16 protein-coding genes and 1 pseudogene are annotated in these 19362 nt (G+C 48.5%); 7 read left to right on the top strand and 10 right to left on the bottom strand.

Features of this window, described 5'->3' with window-relative positions:
- Positions 1–23: 23 nt before the first annotated feature.
- The 10 genes and pseudogenes from IYN85_RS24165 to IYN85_RS24120 form a co-directional block, all read right to left on the bottom strand.
- Positions 24–967, bottom strand: a pseudogene (locus IYN85_RS24165) (IS3 family transposase); the annotation flags it as partial.
- Positions 968–1012: 45 nt separating this feature from the next.
- Entirely contained in the window at positions 1013–1327 is a 315-nt protein-coding gene (locus IYN85_RS24160) for a hypothetical protein (RefSeq protein WP_196161548.1), read from the bottom strand.
- Between the two features lie 515 nt (positions 1328–1842).
- Positions 1843–2199 (bottom strand): hypothetical protein, encoded by a 357-nt coding sequence (locus IYN85_RS24155; protein ID WP_196161547.1) that lies wholly within the window; start codon positions 2197–2199, stop codon positions 1843–1845.
- Positions 2200–2340: 141 nt separating this feature from the next.
- On the bottom strand, positions 2341–3045 hold the full coding sequence (locus IYN85_RS24150) for a hypothetical protein (protein WP_196161546.1): 705 nt from the start codon (positions 3043–3045) through the stop codon (positions 2341–2343).
- Positions 3046–3215: 170 nt separating this feature from the next.
- Positions 3216–3662, bottom strand: coding sequence for a GNAT family N-acetyltransferase (locus IYN85_RS24145; RefSeq protein WP_196161545.1), 447 nt, complete (start codon positions 3660–3662; stop codon positions 3216–3218).
- Positions 3663–3755: 93 nt separating this feature from the next.
- Positions 3756–4199, bottom strand: a complete 444-nt coding sequence (locus tag IYN85_RS24140) for a hypothetical protein (protein ID WP_196161544.1) — start codon at positions 4197–4199, stop codon at positions 3756–3758.
- Between the two features lie 463 nt (positions 4200–4662).
- Positions 4663–5151, bottom strand: a complete 489-nt coding sequence (locus tag IYN85_RS24135) for a JAB domain-containing protein (protein ID WP_196161543.1) — start codon at positions 5149–5151, stop codon at positions 4663–4665.
- A 122-nt stretch (positions 5152–5273) separates the two neighbouring features.
- Positions 5274–5624: a hypothetical protein gene (locus tag IYN85_RS24130; RefSeq protein WP_196161542.1), complete on the bottom strand. Its 351-nt coding sequence runs from the start codon at positions 5622–5624 to the stop codon at positions 5274–5276.
- Between the two features lie 252 nt (positions 5625–5876).
- Positions 5877–8651, bottom strand: a complete 2775-nt coding sequence (locus IYN85_RS24125) for a glycoside hydrolase family 3 C-terminal domain-containing protein (RefSeq protein ID WP_196161541.1) — start codon at positions 8649–8651, stop codon at positions 5877–5879.
- 270 nt (positions 8652–8921) lie between these two features.
- On the bottom strand, positions 8922–10106 hold the full coding sequence (locus IYN85_RS24120; RefSeq protein WP_196161540.1) for an ROK family protein: 1185 nt from the start codon (positions 10104–10106) through the stop codon (positions 8922–8924).
- 397 nt (positions 10107–10503) lie between these two features.
- Between IYN85_RS24120 and IYN85_RS24115 the strand changes: the two genes are divergently transcribed.
- The 7 genes from IYN85_RS24115 to IYN85_RS24085 all read left to right on the top strand — a co-directional run bounded on the left by IYN85_RS24115 (position 10504) and on the right by IYN85_RS24085 (position 19355).
- Positions 10504–11391: a Fe(3+) dicitrate ABC transporter substrate-binding protein gene (locus IYN85_RS24115; RefSeq protein WP_196161539.1), complete on the top strand. Its 888-nt coding sequence runs from the start codon at positions 10504–10506 to the stop codon at positions 11389–11391.
- Complete coding sequence (locus tag IYN85_RS24110) at positions 11388–12464, top strand: iron ABC transporter permease (RefSeq protein WP_196161538.1); 1077 nt, start codon at positions 11388–11390, stop codon at positions 12462–12464. Before IYN85_RS24115 ends, IYN85_RS24110 begins: the two co-directional genes overlap by 4 nt.
- Positions 12465–12467: 3 nt before the next feature.
- Positions 12468–13442 (top strand): iron chelate uptake ABC transporter family permease subunit, encoded by a 975-nt coding sequence (locus IYN85_RS24105; protein WP_196161537.1) that lies wholly within the window; start codon positions 12468–12470, stop codon positions 13440–13442.
- A 7-nt stretch (positions 13443–13449) separates the two neighbouring features.
- Entirely contained in the window at positions 13450–14220 is a 771-nt protein-coding gene (fecE, locus tag IYN85_RS24100; RefSeq protein ID WP_196161536.1) for a Fe(3+) dicitrate ABC transporter ATP-binding protein FecE, read from the top strand.
- An 890-nt stretch (positions 14221–15110) separates the two neighbouring features.
- Positions 15111–16316 carry an acetyl-CoA carboxylase biotin carboxylase subunit family protein gene (locus tag IYN85_RS24095; protein ID WP_196161535.1) on the top strand — a complete coding sequence of 402 codons (1206 nt, stop codon included), beginning with the start codon at positions 15111–15113 and terminating at the stop codon, positions 16314–16316.
- Positions 16313–18154 carry an IucA/IucC family protein gene (locus IYN85_RS24090; RefSeq protein WP_196161534.1) on the top strand — a complete coding sequence of 614 codons (1842 nt, stop codon included), beginning with the start codon at positions 16313–16315 and terminating at the stop codon, positions 18152–18154. Before IYN85_RS24095 ends, IYN85_RS24090 begins: the two co-directional genes overlap by 4 nt.
- A complete protein-coding gene (locus IYN85_RS24085) occupies positions 18147–19355 on the top strand; it encodes an MFS transporter (RefSeq protein ID WP_196161533.1) in 1209 nt (402 codons plus the stop codon). Before IYN85_RS24090 ends, IYN85_RS24085 begins: the two co-directional genes overlap by 8 nt.
- Positions 19356–19362 lie beyond the last annotated feature (7 nt).

Below are 19362 nucleotides of genomic sequence, written 5' to 3'. Positions count from 1 at the left end.
CAGAGTGGCAAGCCCCTAGTTTCTTAGACACTCATTAGCTTCTCAAAATACTGTTTCTCGTACTCGACCGGAGACAGTCCATCATTGTTTCCATGTCGTCGAACTGGGTTGTAGAAAAGCTCAATATAGTTAAAGACTTCTGCTCGCCCTTCGTTTCGAGTCTTGTAAATTTTCTTTCGGATGCGCTCCGTTTTTAGATTCGAGAAAAAGCTTTCAGCGACTGCATTGTCATGGCAATTGCCTCGCCGACTCATACTTGCCTCCAGATTGTGGCCTTTCAGGAACGTGCGCCAATCACTGCATGTGTACTGAACGCCCTGATCAGACTGTATGAGTACCTTCTCTTTAGGTTGGCGACGCCAGATCGCCATCATAAGGGCATCAATAACCAGATCCGCCCTAGGGTTCGCTTTCATGCTCCAGCCGATGACTTGCCGGTTGAACAAGTCGAGTACCACCGCTAAGTACAACCAACCTTCATGGGTTCTGATGTACGTGAAGTCCGTAACCCAAGCCTGATTTGGCTCAATGACTTCAAACTCTCGATCTAAGGTGTTAGGTGCCACCTGACTCAAGTCGCCACCCTTAAACCCTTTGTGTTTTTTATAGCCACGATGAGAGAGGATGCCGTGTTGGTGCATGATGCGATACACCCGATTCTTGCCAACGTGTTCATTGTCGTCCTTGAGGTCTTTGGTGATGTTACGATAGCCGTACACAAATCCGCTTTCCGTCCAGAACTGTTTAATCTTAGTCAGCAAGCGATCGTCTTCTAATTCTCGATTAGACTTTGGTTTCTTTAGCCAGGCATAAAAACCACTGGGATGTATCTCTAACACTCGGCACATAGCGGCCACGGAAAAACGTTCGAGCCGTGACTTTATGAGCGCGTATTTTTCTTTGACTCGACTGCAAAATACGCGGCGGCTTCCTTTAATATGTCTCTTTCTTCAGTGACCCGCCTGAGCCTGCGAAGGTATTGCGGGCTTGGTGCTACTGATTGTTATGTACCTTAACCACAATTGTTACGACTATGTTTTTTATGGTTTTTTATTGAAAGAACTTCCACATCATCTACGTTGATAAAGCTATTTACTTTTTTTTGAGTTTCTATTCTAAACTTGCCTTCTGTGTCAGTTTTCGCTGAGTCAATAACTACTGGATATGGAATAACGTGCCATTCTGCACCAATGGCAAGGAACTCAGCACCAGAAATTGGGTATTGACTACAGTCAGTCGCTCTACCTTCATAAACATATTGAGCACTACTACACCCGGTAATGAGAACTGAAGCAAACGTAAAAATGATAAAACTATAGCGAATCATGTATTTCCTGATTTTTGCACATAACGCCCCTAAACAGTAGCGAGTTTACGAGTCCAATGCCTGCCGCGGAGCGGTTTTTGGCAAGCATGTACTGCTTTGGTTTGTTAAATGGGGGCTACTTACACTTTATTTCCCGACAATAAAATGAGATTAATTCATCTTCGTAGTCATAGACATAGTAATTCAGTCCATCCCATTGCCTTTCTCTAATGTCATCTACTATCAAACGAGACAATTGGCTTATGCCGCCACCGATTTCCTCTACTTTTAGATTTGAGACACCTAAACACTGAATGTCAATTGAGTCTTCCGGTGTGTGAACACCAGAGCACAACGTTATTTTCAGATTACAAGTGTAACTATCATCACTGAAATTAGTTTCGAAACTAAAGCTCTTTATGATATTGCAGTCACGTCTTTTCTTCAGTAATTCGATATCACTCATAATGCCATTTAACGTTTGTGGCAGTTGCGCGGGCTTTTGCGCGTCGACTGCCCGCACTTGTTACATTTAGTCATTTGCCAATCCTAAGATTATGTATGGCACTAACAAAGCCATGAAGATTTCTATTGAATTCAGAACCATCAAATTCTAACGAAGGCTCTCCACCATATGAATTTACGTCTATTTCAATATCAGTTAAGGCAACTACCCGATTCATTCCATCATGCACTCCATTAAACTTATTGAAATGGAGTACAATTTCGAATCCTTTATTCTGTCTAGTTGATGCAATAGTCCAAATTTGATCCAGAGCCCAGTCCGAGAATTCATTTTCCACACCAACAACTTCCCAATCATTCTCCCTGAGAAGATATAGAAGAAGCTTTTTATTACCTTCTAGATTTCTCTCAATATCTTCAATTTTCATCCGAGTAAATTACGCTTAAAAAATGTAACGCCTCCATCAACCGCGTTGGTGCATTGGCGCGTTTTTGCGCAAGCAAAATAAGTGCCGAAGTACTAATGTCGGTTGCATGGAATTGTTATAAAATCTCTGGGTTGATTAATATCAAAATCTCTTTCCAATTAAATCAATGATTCTTTGTGTAAAGTTTGACTCATTGTAGATGTCACCATGGCATGGTATCAGGACGTTATCTCGGCCATTTGAAAACTTGCCTATAGCCCATTCTCGATACACATCTTTCTTAGATATCCCAAAGTAACGAAAGCCTCTCGTAACCTCCAATCCTGGTCCGACTCTATATATTTTCTCCCAGAACCATTTTGCAACTATGCTAGCATTTACATTTGAGTTAGTGATTGAGTCGCATACAATCCAATAAATTTTATCGTCCGTGTCGACGCTTACCCATACCTCACCTAACCTACAAGCAGGTAGAGCGTGGATGCGTACATTTCTGGGTAATTTCTCCTCTAAGTAAGAAAGCTCTTTTACCTCAGCAATTTCTGTCATATTCAATATGCGCGGTATAACTGTTTCAGACGCGACTACTGCTGATTTTTGAAATTCGTTATTCCAAGAAACCGTACCTAGAATATGTGCTTTTGCTGGAGCTAAAAGAATAAGGTCTGAATCTTTACTTATGATTTCTAATGCCGATTCCAATATAGCTGCGCCTGGGCTATAAACGAGATACCTATCTTCAGATAGTTTTATAATAGTGCTACGAGAAATAGCAACGTCAGCTTTGTATTCGATTGAGTAGATAACTCCACCTTCATCTACCTTTTTCCAGCCCGTACTGTTCAAATTCCAATTTCCTAATTCTTATCTGTACTCAGATTACTTAATTATTGTACTAACTATCAATGGATAAACTTTATAACGCCCTTGGTTTGGGGCGAGTTGAGCGCTAGCGAAAACGAGTCCGATGCCCGCCGCGCTAGCGGTAAAAAGCGGGCATGACCAAAACCTACTTGTTAAGTTTGTAGTACCAAGTTTATTTGCCCGTGTTCGTCGATTCCGTTGTCTACAAAGCCAAAGCTAGAATATAGTGTATTTGCAGCAACATTTTCCTTGGTAAAGCAAATATGAATTTTTCGAGGTTTTTTTGATGTAGCGATGTCTCTGATTGCAAGATCAAACGCCATCCTGCCAATTCCTTTCCCCTGATGGTTTTCATTGACCATGAATCTTAAGATCTCTACCTCGTTCGGCTTACCCTCATCCTCTAAAGATTCATACATTAAAAAACCTGCTGCTTCACCATTGGCGTAGATTCCCTTAATAACGGAATTCTCGCAAAAAAATGATTCTGCAATTGAATAGCCATTATCAAACAGAAACTCTTTCTGCGAATCTGCTAATTTCAAAACTGCTATTTCTTGCCAATTCGACTTTTCTATAGACCTAAGTTCAACTTCCATGCGAATCCTAAAACTTAACGCCGCGCTTACCGGCGAGAAAAAGCGCAGCTTTTTTGAGTCCAGGCAGCTTGCTGCCGACGGTAGAGCGCTTTGTTAAATTTTGTATTGTTGGTTGTAGGGCTCAAAAGCCACATTTTCGTCTTGTGAATCCAAAAGCATTGTCCAAGCATAGAAAATACAATCCAACCAACTATCAATAGTCTTTGCCTGGTCTGGAGTAATGATTTGATTGCTTAGAAGCAAACCATCTTCGTGAACAGCCCAAGCTTTGCCGAAGCATAAAATTCCCGATATATCTGAAATTAAACCTTTATCTATAGCGTCGTTACGGCTTAAATATGGAGCCAATATCTTTATACAATGCATTACAGCATGGAAATTCGACTCTACGAGTTCAATGTTTCGATACGGCCGTAAACTCCCAAGAAAACCCTTTTCCCAGCGTAAATCATCTGTATCAGAATTTCTTCCGCTATGAAAACTAAGTTCTTCTTTTGCTAGATCTTCATTCATGGTGAAATTTAACAGTTTCTTCATAGGCCACCGCCTATTTTTTCCTGAGCGCATATGTAATTAGCTGAAAGAACCACAGTATCGCTCTCTGCCAGTCATACTGCAGCCTTCAAACACCCTTGTCAATTTGGCTGTCATTACATATGAGCGCATGCCTAAGTATTTTAAATACTGGTGCGCCTGAAACGCCCTATTCATGAGGGCTAGTTAAATCAACGGGAAATGGAAATTCCGTTATCGCCCGAGTTTTGCGGCGCGTGCATAGATATTCTGGCATTTCCCGGAAAATGCGGCCCAAAGGCATTTAACGCGATTGTGGCTTTCTTTTTAAGTGACTGGGCAATGGGTACTTCCCATTGCGGCGAGTACCGGAACTAAAGCCGCGACCTACAAAAAAGCGTAGGAAAAGGTAGTGGGTCAGGCTGACGCTCGACCCACAAAGATATCGCCTCTCCGCGTTGCTCCGAAGGCTCCTACAAAAAATCTGTCACACTAAACCCAATCGGGCGAGTGAGGTAGTGTTCATTCGGTTGTAGCCACCGCTGTTAGCGGTATCCGCTTTGGTGATTAGGAAGAAGTCGTCCAGCCAGATTGAGTATTCCAGCAGTCGGTCTTTTATTCGCGTGGCTTCCAGCAAGTGTTTGTCTTTGATCGATAAGCTCCCCTTTGGGTTGTGGTGGATAAGGATGAGCCGGGTGGCGTTGGCTTGAATGATATGGCTGATCAATAAATTGGTGGTGAGTTCTTTGAGGGAGAATTTGCCGGTGAGGATGGGTCTACTTTCCAATAACACGCTTCGTGTGCTGAGCATGAGTGCGTGTATGGCTTCGTGTTTTAAATGGATGAAGGTATTGGCTATGTAGAGTTCAGCACGGGCGATGCTGTCCAGTATTACGGGGTTGGGTTTTTCCAATTCACGTTGATGGGCGTGAGTGAACAGCAGTTCGTCGTCTATGTTGGTGATTTTTTTGTACATGGTTGTCTCGCTTTTAAATTCGCTTTCTGTTTAAAAATTTTTAAGTATCAGAAACCTTGCCTGCATTCGCAGGCAAGATGTGCGGCTAAGCAATGTGTTCTATGTTTTTTTACTGCGTGAGTTCAGCGCCTGTTTTTACTTCGGTACTGCTTTAACAGTTGCTGATAACTCACGAATGTCACGGAACACGGCTTTAGCCGCATCGAATTTGGAAAAGCTCCGGTGTACAACGCCAGGGCTATACGAAAACGCCACCAGTGTCGGGCGCGTAAAACCGCGGGGTCGGTTTCTATCTGTGGGTTTCGGTGTCGCTTGGCATGTGTGGAGTTTGCTGTTGTGTGAACAGCGGTTTCACAAGGGTTTTTCGCTTCAACGGGGTGTTGAAGGTCGCTTTTAGTTGCGCTTAGTTTCTCTTGTGAGAGGATTTTTTCTTGGAACGAGCGGTGCTCTAGCTTACCATTGAACTTAGCCATAATTGATACCTTAGTCTATCGGTTGTGGTTAGCTGCCCTTGAGTGTTCCCGCACTCCTGGGTAGCGCTTAGTTTTTCGCTACTTTCTTTCCGTTATTTGCCTCCTGACGTTTCTTAAAAACCAACCTGTATAAAACACTGGGTGTTCGGTGAACACAAACACTTTTTCATGTGATGTGAATTTATTGTGATGAGCGTCTAAAAAACACACGACAGAAAAAGCCTGCTCACGACCGGAGCAGGCTGTTTGGCGTTACTGCTTGGTAAAACCTAAGCGCTCTAACTCCAGCCCTGGTTTGACGAACTCCATGCTCAGCTCGTAAAGCCCTTTGCTGAGCTTCACTTGCAGCCCATCTACCTTGTGCAGTTCACCGTCGGTGCCGTGCACAGAAAAGGTCATACTGAACACCTTATTCAAACTCAAACTGCAGGTCGACTGCGCTTGAGAATCTCGGTCGTATTTAATAAAACCGTAGCATTGGTAAATGCCATCTTCCGGCACGTCGATCACCAATGTCTGATTCTTTTTCACGGCCAACGTCAGCTCATTGGCAATACTGATTGCGCCTTCCGCCTCGAGCTTGCGGTTGGGTGCAAACGCCTTGATGGGTTCAAACGCTTTCAGCGGTCGGCTCATCACGGGGGCGTTAATAATGAAACGACAGATGTTCATGGCACAGCGCTGCAACTCGCCAATAGTCAACGTGCCTTCGGCCAACGCGGCCATAGTGTTGTCGCCCATTGCGTTACGTTCGGCACCGTCGTGTTCTACCACCATGTACAGGTCGTTCTGCGCACGCACCATAAAAGAGGTGAAAGTTTTGTCTTCTTTACCGGCGTCTGCGCAGTCGTTCATTTTTGCCCACCAGTCGGTCATGACAATACCGGTGTAACCCCATTCGCCACGCAAAACAGTGGTGTTAAGGTCGTAGTTTGACGCGGTCCAATGGCCGTTGATCGGGTTATATGCGGTCATAATCGACGACGCCTGCCCGTCTTTCACGGCCATTTCAAATGGCTTTAAATGAATTTCCCGTAAAGCACGTTGTGATACAACGCTGTCCACCAGCGTGCGGGCGGTTTCCTGATCGTTCGCGGCAAAATGCTTGATGGTGCCGGACACGCCCGCTTCTTTTAACCCTAAGGTTTGCGCGGCGGCCATCACGCCGGTCATCAACGGATCTTCGGAAAAATATTCGAAGTTACGACCATTCAGCGGATGCCGATGAATGTTAATGCCAGGGCCTAACAAAGTGTCGATCTGGTTCGCGTGTAGCTCTTCACCGATCAGGTTAAACAGTTTTTGATTCAGCGGTGCGTTCCAGGTACAAGCCAGCAACGTACCAATAGGAACTTGGGTGGCTTTGTGCCCACTGTCCATACGAATACCGGAGGGTCCGTCCGCCGCAGCGGCTACCGGAATGCCCAGTTTAAACAAACTGTCCGACACGCCACCAAAGGCTGCTGCCGTGCCCGGTGTTACTTTCGGGCTGCACATACCCTCGCCACGCACGATGGTGGCCAGTTGTTCAGCGCTCATTTGCGCGACAAAAGCTTCCAGCGACGCGCGCCCTTCTTTAACGTCGGCCAGTTTAATGTTCGCATCGCCGGTCATGCGTAATTCTGCTGGCAGGTTTTCCTGAATGCGTTGCGCCAACGAAACCTGTCGTAGCGGCACGGCTTCATAAGCTTTTTCATACATCCCATCGGCGGTTTGTGCGCCCGGCTTCAGGCGGTTGAATGCTTGTACGGGCGCCAAGGCTTCGCTCAGCGTTTCCACCACAATCAGTTCGTCCAGCAGTACCGCTGCGTTGGTTAAGGTTGCCTGCTTAACGCTGCCGCCCACGTACACATGGTATTGCCCGGCTTCCAAAACGTAGCTGTTGAGGTGACCGGTTGCGCCGGAATCGTCAAACGAGGCTAAGGTTTTCAACGCAATGGAAATGCGCAGCGTTTCGCTGTCGCCCGGTTCCAGGCAATCGGTCTTGGCGAATCCCGCCAGCACACGGCTGGGTTTGCCTAACAAACCCTGTGGCGCTTCCACATACACCTGAACCACTTCTTTGCCGTTGTAGGTATTACCGGTGTTGGTCACTTTCACGTCCAGGTGCAGCACTTGGTTAACGCCTTCACCTTCAATAAAGTGATGCTCTACTGCGCGCTCGAAGCGGGTGTAAGACAGGCCCGCACCAAATTCGTATTGCACGGCTTGTGGGTGAAACGTTTCGAAATACCGGTAACCCACGTAAATGTCTTCGGTGTAAAAATTGCGGTCTTTGCGGCCAAAGTCGGCAGCTGATGGGTAATCCGACAGTTGATAGGCAATGGTATCGGTTAAGCGCCCACTTGGGGTCACCTGGCCAGACAATACATCCGCCAGCGCGTGGCCACCTTCCATTCCCGCCGCCCAACTGTAGAGCACCGCTTTAATCGCATCGCGTCCGGCTAGTGTGTTCAGCCAGGACATATCAATAATGTTGGTTACGTTCAGCACAACGACAACGTCGGAGAATCCGGCGCAAACCTGCTCAAGCATGGCGACTTCGGCATCGGTCAGCCGATAACTGCCTGCCGCGTCGGCATTGTCTTGGTCTTCACCGGCGGTACGACCAATAAACACGATGGCCAGTGACGATTCGTCAGCGGCCTGTTTCACCAGATCGTCCGTTAAGGGCATTTCTGTTTGGAACCAGGGCTCAGCCGCCCAGCCGCCACCGCCGTCGTCGAAGGGGTGTTCGCCAATCCAGTTTTCGTAAACGGACACCAGGGTTTCGTTCACATCGATGTCGGCGTTTTCCCGCAAACCCTGTAACGCGTTTACAGCGTAAGGGACATTCACAGCACCACCCGAACCGGTTCCGCTGCGATACGTGTCTATCTGGCAACGGCCGAAGAGTGATACTTTAGCACCGGCTTGCAACGGCAGTATCTGCGCTTTGTTTTCAAGTAAGACAATACCCTCGCCAGCGGCCTGGCGGCTGATGGATACAAGATTCTGCTGGGCCATGAGAGTAACTTCTGTTTGCATGATTCTATGCCTACCCTGATCGTTTTCGCTGAATAGCTTAGTTAAAAAATTAAAATGTAACCGGTCACCGGTAGAAAATAACCAACCCACACACCATAGGGGGTATCTTTTCCATAAATGAAACCGGTTACAGGAAATGGGAGCATAGTATAAGTTGCGACGGCTATAAGTGGTGAGTTTTTGCCAAGTTCTGATACTTTCAGGTCAATCGAGTACTGATTTTTGAACGCAGAGGGTTCTGTTAGCGGTTACAGGTACCCTGAAAGAGGGTTAATCGACCTCTTGTAACGCCAGTGCGATGACGCCGAGGCCGGTCATATCATCGTCCCAGGGCACCGCTTCTAAGGACGTTTCGCAGATAAGCTCAGAGACCAGCGCGCTGCTCAGCCCTTGCCGTATGCCCGCCTCCAAATGCCGGTAAGCGCGGATACCTGGCCCTGAAAAAACGATGGTTTCAGGGCTCATCAGCGCAATGTAATTCGCGACACCATAACCCAGCACCCGGCCTGCTCGTTCAAACAGGTCGAGTACGGCGGCATCGTTTCTGTCCGCCAACTCGACCAGTTCCATCATACGGTCTTCGTTGGGGTGCAGATGATCGTCCTGCGGCAGACGAACCACCGCAGCCGCGTCTCGGTACAAGGCGTAATCGCCGACATAGGCTTCAATGCAGCCGCGTTTGCCGCACAGGCACTGTGCGCCGTCAGGGCTGTATTTGGTGTGGCCAAATTCAGCAGCAGCACCATGATGACCGGCATAGAGCTCACCGCGCACCACCATGCCCATACCCACGCCGTACCCCAACATGACCACAGCAAAGTCGGTGAGCTGTTGGTACTTCGGTTGCTGCCTTACTGCCATGGCCAAACAGTTGGCGTCGTTAGCGACCAGAACCGGTACATTCAACTCGTGCTGCATGGGCGCTTTCAGCTCAATGTGTTTATCGGCCAGCGCCGGGCTCCAAACCACTTCACCCTGATGACCGTTCACCACACCCTGTACGGCTAAGCCAACGGCTTTTGGCTTTTGGCTCACCGGCAGTTTCGCAATAAACATGCGCAATGCGCTGCACAATGCTTCGGTCAGCCCTTCCCGACTGAGCGCCAATGTTTGCAGCTCGATCACTTCCGTTTTAACAATGCTGCCCTTTTGATTGCCGAGCATTAACCGGATTTCATTAATGGAGAGTTTGACCCCGATGACGAATTGAGTATCGACCGCCAGATCGATCAGCACCCGTGGGCGACCGCGACTGACGACGTTGTCACTTGGCGCGGGAACCTCCACCAACAGGCCTTCTTTCTGCAGATCTGAGGTAATGGACGTAACCGTTGCCGGGCTCAGTTTAAGAACTGGGCCCATATCCACACGAGCCACCGGGCCGTGCACCCGCAGGTAATCGACCACCAGTTTTCGGTTGGCCAGTCGAATCTGTTCGGTATCGGAAGTTTTCAACGAAGATCCTTTCACTGTGGCTCTGTTTAGGGCGCCCGGCCCATAAAACGCAGATAAATTTGCTGCGCAGTATAAAGAAGATTTTCGAAGGGACATAGCTTGGGCTAGTGTCCTGAGTTAGAAGTTCGCAAGTATTCAGCGTGCCATTCAAGTTCTATAGCTAGGCGTGTCTAGCAGTCAATGGTTATTCCATTGGCAAGAGACCCATTCGCGCAATTCGCCTCAGCCTCGCACGATCTGAAGCTGGGCTGGGTTGTAATGACTAACTATGCAGCCTTATTGCATCGCAAAGATCATTGATTGCCTGTTTCGCGAAACACCCGACTGAACTGATTTTTGTTGTAATTGATAATGATTATCATTAACATGCGTATCAAATTCTCACTTGGACATAAACATGACACAAAAGCTCTTCCTTTTCGTTGCTTCCTTTTTCATCAGCACGTTAACTCTGGCAAGCACCTCCGTTAACGATGAAATGGGCGTGTTCACTATAGATTCTGTACCCGATCGCGTTGTGGTTTTGGAATTCTCCTTCGTCGACGCGCTCGCCAACATTGGTGTTTCACCGGTGGGTGTGGCTGACGACGGCGACGCCAATAACCTAATCGACGCTATTTCCAGTAAAGTGAACCCGTGGACCTCTGTTGGCAACCGGTATCAACCCAGCCTGGAAGTGATCGCGTCGTTAAAGCCGGACTTGATCATTGCCGACCCGGATCGCAATGCCAGCATCTATGAAGATTTGAAAAGAATCGCGCCGACGGTTGTGTTAAAAAGCCGCGGTGAAACATACCAGGACAATCTCGACACGTTCGTGAAAATCGGCACAATCATGGGTCAGGAAACCGCCGTGAAAGCCCGTTTAGAGGAACACCACCAGCGTATGGATACACTGGCCGAGCAGATTTCCAGCAACTTCCGTTTTCAGTTTGCCGTCGCTAACGAGCGCGGGTTATGGATGCACGGTCCGAAATCCTATGCGGGTAGTGTTATGGAACGTTTAGGTTTGCGAGTAGCGACCGCGGAAGAAAGAGAAACAGCTTATATCGCCACTACGCTAGAGCAGCTGCTGAATGCCAATCCCGATGTTTTCTTGTTAGGTGAATATGGCGAAACAACCATTGTCGATACCTGGAAAACTAACCCTTTATGGTCATTGATGAGTGCTACAAAAAGCGACCGGTTCTACGAAGCGGACCCACGTCTTTGGTCTTTGAACCGAGGCATGATCGCCGCAGAACTCATGGCAGAAGAACTGGTTGAACTCATCAATAAACCATGACAACGCATTCCGCTGAGCGCAGTTACGGGACGAGTGTCGACGACCAGTCGACTCGTTCCAACGGGTCGATAACCGCCGCAACCATCGCCACTCGCTTTGGTATTCTGTTGTGCTTATTGTTTGTAGGCGCGGTGTTTAATCTGGTCAGTTTTTCCAGTTTCTCGCTGTCGCTCAGTGACGCGTGGCAGGCGTTGGTTCACTTCGACAACAACCAGCTTTCGCAACAGGTGATTCGAACGTTGCGATTGCCACGCTTGCTCACGGCCATGACCGCAGGCGCAGGCTTAGCGGTTGCGGGTGTGCTAATGCAGGGCTTAACCCGCAACCCATTAGCCTCCCCTTCCCTTTTTGGTATTGGCTACGGTGCGGCCTTGGCGTTTACGCTGTCTGCCACCGGATTCATCCCTTTACTGAGTGTCATACCCGTGAGTGTCGTGTGTTTTCTTGGCGCATTAATTACGGGTTTGATCATGTTTTTTCTTGCGGGCTTACACCTGTCCAGAATGAACCCGATCCGCATGGTGTTGGCCGGTGTTGCCATGAATTTTTTGTTGGTTTCAGTGGTTCGGGGGTTGGTCATATTCGCAGACGACCATGCCTTTGGCGTGTATTACTGGTTAATAGGCAATATATCCAATGCTACCTTTCCGGATATCTGGATGGCCATTCCACCGATCTTACTTGGTCTTGTCATCGCCGTGTTCATCAGCCACCCGTTAAATCTGTTAAGCCTGGGCGAAGAGCGCATGCAGTCACTCGGCGGCTCGTTAACACCCTTGCGCTTACTCAGTGGCTTGGCCATTACGCTGTTAACCGGGGCCAGCGTCAGCATTGCAGGACCGATTGGATTCGTGGGTTTAATGGTACCGCACATCGGGCGGCGAATCGTCGGGCATGACCATCGGATACTGATTCCATTTAGTGCGCTTTTAGGTGCCATCCTATTGGTGTATTCCGATATTCTCGCGCGGGCGATTAATTTTCCAATCGATACGCCTATCGGCATTGTCACCGCTTTGCTCGGCGCGCCGTTCTTTTTTTATCTCGCTAGTCTGAAAACCCGAGGGCGTTGACCGATGCGATTAATGTCTGTCAGCATTTTTTTGCTCTTAATGTGGGCGTTGTTGGTTTCGCTTTCACTCACACAAGGCGCCGTCGTTCTGTCGTTATCGGATATTTGGTCGGTTTGGCAGCAAGGCACGTTAACGGAACATTTTGTACTCTGGAATCATCGCCTGCCACGGATGATCATTGCCACGTTAGTGGGTATGTCCCTTGCCCTTTCTGGCTGTATGGTGCAATCGGTCGTGCGTAACCCTTTAGCTTCGCCCGACATTCTCGGCGTAACTTCTGCCGCTGCACTCGCGGTGGTGGGTTTGCTTATTTATTGGCCAGATGCAAACGTACACTGGATACCCTTCGCCGCATTAATCGGTGGGTTCTCAGCTGCCGGACTCTTGCTGTTGTTAACCACGAAACGTTTAGCGGAGCCCAGCCATCTCGCACTCATTGGTTTGGCGCTAGGAGCGTTGTTCTCGGCAATTGTTGACTATCTCCTTAGTAAATACCCACTGGAAATTAACGGTGCGATGCTGTGGATGACGGGCAGTGTTTGGGGAAGAAACTGGAGCCACTTGCCGTTGATTTTGCCTTGGCTGATGGTATTGGTTCCCGGCGCCATTTACCTTTGCTACCGGCTGGACGTTTTGAGCCTGGGCCAGGAGAAAGCCGCCAGCTTAGGGCTGAAGGTGACGCACCTACAAGTTGTCACGTTGTTAATGGCGATTGCGCTGGCCAGTGTCAGCGTGAGCGTATGCGGCGCTATCGCCTTTGTGGGTTTAGTGGCACCGCATATCGCCCGTTTTTTGATGGGGGGCCGTCACTTTCCGGTTATTATTATCGCGATGTTACTGGGTGCCATTATTTTACTGGCAGCGGATATTTTTGCTCGTGCCATTGCACCACCTTTGGAATTCCCAGCTGGTATATTTGTTGCCATGATCGGCGCGCCCTATTTTATTTTCCTTATTACCCGCTACAAACATTGGTAACTTTCTGATGCACGTTAACGTAACGGATTTAAGCGTTTCCTACAGAACAACGCTCATTTTGGATAAACTGAACCTGAGTCTGCCAGAAGGAAAACTCATCGCCCTGGTTGGACCCAACGGTTGTGGCAAGTCGACACTACTGAAAAGTATTGCGCGTCTGTTAGCGCCGCGTGATGGCCAGATTTTTCTGGAGGGGCAATCCATACACTCAATGTCAGCCAAAGACGTGGCTCGCAAACTCGCCTTGTTAACACAGACGCCTATCACGCCGGATGGAATATCCGTCAGAGATTTGGTCGCTTACGGTCGCGCACCTTACCTGAATGCTTTTGGGCATCTCTCTGCGGAAGATAAGAAACTGATACAACGATCGATGATGTTGATGGGCGTTGAAGACCTGGCAGAAAACAGCCTGATACAACTCTCTGGTGGTCAACGCCAACGCGTTTGGATTGCCATGGCGCTGGCGCAACAAACCAACACGCTGTTATTGGACGAACCCACGACCTATTTAGACATGGCCCATCAGGTTGAATTAATGAACCATTTGCAGCTGCTGAATAAAAATGGCAAAAGCATTATTGTTGTTTTGCACGACCTAAACCAAGCGTGTCGCTACGCCGATATGCTGGTCGTATTGAAGCAAGGCCGTGTTGTGGCCACAGGCACCCCGGAGCAGGTGATGAGCGAAGCGTTACTCCAAGACGTATTCGAGTTGAACGCCAAGATTTTCAGTGACCCGATCGCCGGTACACCTATGTGTATTGCCACTCACTAACGTTTTAGGTAACGAAAAATGCGTCGTGAAACTTTGCGAAGGATGAGTGTCTCGGGTATTCGCTGATTTGTGTTTTCTTGGGTGTCGCTTAGCCGGTTAATTTTAGTTTCGCGAGAACCAGCGACTTGATTTAACCGTGTGTCCCTTGTTGTGAAGAACCGCTCAATACTGACGATTCGTTTATAGATCTTTTTGGAAGATTTTTCTTTCCAAGGGGAGATCCCCTTGATCCGGTCTTCACCGGAGGTGAAGTCGTTAAAATCGAATCGAAGCCCATTGGGGCTTCGCTTTTTACTCGATTTTACCCGCCTTATGTCGCCCGCTTTGGTTATCTGCCATGCCGGACACTTTCTTCGAACGGTCGCTTGAGCGTGCATCCCAACACGCGCGGCGCTTAGAAGGGCATCCATGCCCTTGAATCCGTTGCGACGTGTCAGTCATGTCAGATAAAACGGATACGACGGTTGGGTTATTTACACCTGACCGAGCTAAATAGAGTTCATAGTTTCTTATTCGTTGCCGAGAAGATGGCTCATAGTGTTCTCCCGCCCTTCAAACGACCACGGGAAGCAATTTACGTCTTACTGGATGGCGGTCACGAAAATGATCCGACACATACGCGATGAAACAATAAAGTTGTAATCCCAACTTCTTGCAAAAATCACATTTAAAAAGTTCGATTAACAAAAAATTATTCGACTCATTTTTTGTCGCATTCGTTTTAAGTTCAAATTGAATTATTTTTAAAAAGAGACGTCGCTCTAAAAAAATAATTCTCGACACATTCTTCTAGTTAAACCTCTTTATCAACCCCTCGCTGACTGATATGATAATGATTCTCATTTGCATTTAATCATAAACACACCCAATACCTATAAAGGAATGTCATCATGACGGCAAAAACACTCGTTCTTTTAACCCATGTTGTTCACAACGCCGTAACGCAAGGTTTTATTCCTGCGGCCAAAAAACTGGGGTGCCGGGTTGTCGTACTTACCGACCATGCTATGGAGCATCAAGCTTATTACAGCGACCATCTGGCGTCTGATTTACCCGATGAAATTCACGATTGCGATGTTTTCAACAGTCTCAGTGTGTTGGAATTACTGATCCGAAAAAAAATAAAACCGGATGGTGTTTTTTCCAACAGTGATCACCTGCAGACACAGACATCACAGATCGCCCATTACTTTCAACTGCCGGGAAAGGACTGGCGCGTTTGCTATCAAGCTAAAAACAAAGCCGCTACGCGTGAAAGAATGCTGGAGGCTGGGCTCCCGACCATTTGGCATGCCAGCCTCTCTACCATTGAGGAACTGGATGAAGCTACCGTCGCGTTTCCCTGCGTTGTTAAACCGCAGGAAGGTGTCGCCAGCATGCACGTTAAGTTGTGCTACCAGCTTGAAGAACTCAGTGATTTTTGTCAGACCTTTTGGCATCAACATCCTGGTCAAATGCTACTGCTCGAAGAATATATGCCTGGTCCCCTATTCACCCTGGAAACGCTGGGCGACGGAGAAAACCTATTTGCACTGGGCGGCTTCGATACGGCGCTGTCCCAACCGCCATACTTTATAGAATTGGAATGCATCTGGAACAACGATAAGAACTGCGCGCACTTGCAGGAAGCTTTCGAGCAGGTAAAGGCGTTTGGCGTCGGTTTCGGTGCTTGCCACAGTGAATTTGTGTTAACGGAACAAGGGCCAAGGTTGGTCGAAATTAACTACCGTAGTATCGGTGACGGTTGTGAATTCCTGCTCGATAAAATGGCGCCATTCAATTGGTTTGAAGAAATTCTCCGACGATACCTGAACGAACCACTGACCAGCCTAGCGGAAATCACCGGCTGTGCCTTAACGCGATTTTTTGTCGCTGAGAAAAGTGGCTTGCTGACCCGTCAGCCAAGTGACTTTGTCGAAAATGCCCCCTGTTATTTAAAACTTGAAAACCTCAAGACTACCGGCACCCGGCATCAGTTAGAGAATTCTAACCGTGACTACCTCGCGGTTCTCAGTGCGGTGGGTGAAAACCGAGATTCACTGCTTAAAACGGTTAACGAACGTGCGGAAAGCTGGCAATGGGAGATTCAAGCATGAATGCAAATCAGCCAATCGTTATGACCCAAACGCCCTCAACTACGCCAGACCAAGCTGAACTGTATATGTTGCAGCGACTGTTGGACTGCTGCCTACGAGAAAACGTCTGTCACCTGGCGCAACGTGCGGTTTTGGTAAATTCCGACGAGGTGCCGTCAGCCCTGTTGGCACTGCACGAGAATTTTGCCCTGCAGCCACTTTGGTTGCAAATTCCACTGCGCATCAATGTGGTTGTCTGGCTACCCGTGCAACCTGCGTTGTATATGCAGTGTTGGAAAGTAGCATTGCCCATGTGGATTCTGCAGGAAAGTAACAACTGGCAGTTAAGTCAATCGGCTCAACAGTGGCTTGGTTGTCTCTCCGATACGCTGCAACCCGATCAGAGAGACTACTTTTTAAGTTACGTTCAGGAGTATCAATGTGCGATCGACCATCTGCGTTGGGCAAGAAAGATCAACCGACCTAACTTAAGTGAACTGAAACCTGGCTGGCTGGGTTCACAATCCATTGAGCAACTAGCGGCGCATCGAGACCATCCTTTTTACCCTACTGCGAGAGCAAAGTCGGGGTTAACTCTTTGCGACCTGGACGCCTATGCACCGGAAGCCATGAATACATTTGAACTGGCATGGTTGGCGGTGCCTCGCGAAGCTGTCTCGGGAGACAGTTGTCCGTTTACGCCAACGTTTGAACAGGTTGGTTTACCCGAGCAGGCTCGTCATCGGTACCGTTTGGTGCCGATACACCCTATGACGGCTGAAAAACATCTCAACACATTGCTCAAGGACGTTACCAATCAACTTAAAAAGCAATACCCACTCGCAGAAGAAATTCTGATCGCGCCCAAACGTGCTTTGTCGGTACGGGCGACGTTGTCCGTGCGAACAGTCCGGCTGGTCGACCATCCACACATTCATATCAAGTTGCCGCTGTTGATGCGCAGTTTGGGGCATCGTAATTTAAGATTGATTGACCCGAAAACACAGGTGGATGGGTTTGTATTTCAAACCTTACTGCAGTCATTGGAAGCACATGAGCCACTGCTGAAAGGACGCTTTCGACATTGCAACGAACAACTGGGGGGGCATGTGTTGCAGCGCAGTGACCTGAGCTGGATCATCCGCGAATATCCGCCGGTTCCCGAAAGCGCACATATTGCCAGTGTCGCATCGTTGCTTGCGAGTGATGACAAAGGCACGCTGGTTATTGAGGCGCTCGCAGCGAACTATTACGGTGGCGATCTCGATAAACTGTTAACGGAATACATTGATCTACAGTTGAGAACCCATTTAACTCTGTGGTTGAAATATGGTGTTGCACTGGAATCGAACCAGCAAAATTCTATGCTGGTTTTTAAACCGGGACAGCCGCTGGGTCTGATGTTTCGGGATAACGATTCTGGCCGCATCTTTCGTCCTCAATTGGAAGCTGTCACACCAGAATTAACGACGTTGATTGAGCGATTTGAAGACCCACGACTGTTCGTAGGCAGTGCCGACGAACTGATGCACATGTTCATGACCATTACCCTGCAGTTAAATCTGACGGCCATTATTTCAGGGCTGGCAGACGCAGGTCTACTGAACGAACAGGTATGGTTCGATACGCTTGCAGTGGCCATTAAGCAGCAACTCGCCCTGCTGGCGCAAAACGGTATCCATACGCAGCCGGCTGACGATGCTTTGTTTCAAGCAAAATTCCACCCGGTTAAATATTTGCTTTTGTCCGGCAGCCTGTTGAGCAAACAAGATAGCGGTGCGGCGGACATTAATAAATATTACGGCATGTCAGCGCCGAACCCATGGCTTCGTCAACCCAAGGATACCGGTCATGGCTGAACAGACAACAAGCACAAACAAACTGATCCTGACCGTGTTGTTGTGTCATTTTCTGGCGTCTTTCACCGCACTGGGTATGCCGGTTTTCTATCCAACTTTGCTGGCAGAATTTCTTGCTCCGAAAGACCTGAACTGGATTGGTTTCTACTACAGCCTGCCATTGATCTGCATGGCCGTGTCGGCTCCGTTTTGGGGCCACATGGCCGACCGTTATGGCAAACGTCTCTCCCTGCTGCGCGCGCAAATCGGGTTGGTGTTTGCTTTTCTGGTGACCGGACTGGCGACGAACCTCTATGAATTTACACTGGGTCTAGTGCTTCAGGGTTTATTCGGCGGTACGTTTGCGGCGTCAAACGCGTATTTAGCGTGCTTGGTTCGGCCATCGGAATTGACCAAAACGCAAAACTGGATGCAGGTGTCGGCGCGCCTTTCGTTGCTGTTGGCGCCCATTGTTATTGGTTCGTTTATCGACATCACTCACCCAAGACAGCTATTTCTGTATCTGAGTTTGTTACCGCTGCTAGCGGCGGTTATTACGTTCAGGCTGCCGAAGCAGTTATCCGAAGCGACGCCCGTGACCGATGTGCGCAAAGGTCAATCGCTGGCGATTATCCAAGCGTCCAGAACGCAGGTATCGGTTATTCAGTTTTGCTTTTACTTTGCTACCACGGTCACATTCCCCTACTTTTTGCCCTGGGTGCAATCGCTGCAAGCATTACCTGCGCAAACCGTTGGGTTTCTGTTCAGTCTACCGCACCTGTGTTATCTGCTGCTCATGCTCCTGCCTATTCCGGCACTGAACCGAGCTGATGGTCTCAGGCTTTGTCATATCGCCATCGTTCTTTTTATCATCGCCAACTGGCAACAAGCCATCATGACCACAAGCGATGGCCTCATTTTCTGGCGCTTGCTCACAGGTGCGGCCTTATTTCTTGGGCTGCTCGGTATTCACAAGTTGATCAGTGCATTGACTCACGCGGGTAATTCCGGCCGTCAGTTCGGTTGGTTCGATGCCATCGGGAAATGGAGCGCGGTAGCAGCAGGGATGGCATCGGGTGTGGTGGCTCAGCGACTGGGTTTGCACAGTTTTTTCACGCTCAGCAATGCCATGTTAGTGCTCGCTTGGCTGATGGTTCTCTACTGCCAGTTCTATCGCATACCGATGTTTCAACGAACCACCAGCCCCGCACAAACCAAGTAACGTCGAC

The sequence above is a fragment of the Reinekea sp. G2M2-21 genome (genome assembly GCF_015687175.1).
Taxonomy (GTDB): Bacteria; Pseudomonadota; Gammaproteobacteria; order Pseudomonadales; family Natronospirillaceae; genus Reinekea.
Note: the sequence above shows the minus strand (reverse complement) of the source record. Positions and strands in the feature narration are given on the sequence as shown.

Coding starts and splice junctions, on each gene's coding strand:
- IYN85_RS24145 (WP_196161545.1), bottom strand. CDS start 3,662: ATGGAAGTTGAACTTAGGTCTATAGAAAAGTCGAATTGGCAAGAAATA.
- IYN85_RS24085 (WP_196161533.1), top strand. CDS start 18,147: ATGGCTGAACAGACAACAAGCACAAACAAACTGATCCTGACCGTGTTG.
- IYN85_RS24090 (WP_196161534.1), top strand. CDS start 16,313: ATGAATGCAAATCAGCCAATCGTTATGACCCAAACGCCCTCAACTACG.
- IYN85_RS24155 (WP_196161547.1), bottom strand. CDS start 2,199: ATGAAAATTGAAGATATTGAGAGAAATCTAGAAGGTAATAAAAAGCTT.
- IYN85_RS24135 (WP_196161543.1), bottom strand. CDS start 5,151: ATGTACAAAAAAATCACCAACATAGACGACGAACTGCTGTTCACTCAC.
- IYN85_RS24130 (WP_196161542.1), bottom strand. CDS start 5,624: ATGGCTAAGTTCAATGGTAAGCTAGAGCACCGCTCGTTCCAAGAAAAA.
- fecE (WP_196161536.1), top strand. CDS start 13,450: ATGCACGTTAACGTAACGGATTTAAGCGTTTCCTACAGAACAACGCTC.
- IYN85_RS24105 (WP_196161537.1), top strand. CDS start 12,468: ATGCGATTAATGTCTGTCAGCATTTTTTTGCTCTTAATGTGGGCGTTG.
- IYN85_RS24115 (WP_196161539.1), top strand. CDS start 10,504: ATGACACAAAAGCTCTTCCTTTTCGTTGCTTCCTTTTTCATCAGCACG.
- IYN85_RS24160 (WP_196161548.1), bottom strand. CDS start 1,327: ATGATTCGCTATAGTTTTATCATTTTTACGTTTGCTTCAGTTCTCATT.
- IYN85_RS24140 (WP_196161544.1), bottom strand. CDS start 4,199: ATGAAGAAACTGTTAAATTTCACCATGAATGAAGATCTAGCAAAAGAA.
- IYN85_RS24125 (WP_196161541.1), bottom strand. CDS start 8,651: ATGCAAACAGAAGTTACTCTCATGGCCCAGCAGAATCTTGTATCCATC.
- IYN85_RS24095 (WP_196161535.1), top strand. CDS start 15,111: ATGACGGCAAAAACACTCGTTCTTTTAACCCATGTTGTTCACAACGCC.
- IYN85_RS24110 (WP_196161538.1), top strand. CDS start 11,388: ATGACAACGCATTCCGCTGAGCGCAGTTACGGGACGAGTGTCGACGAC.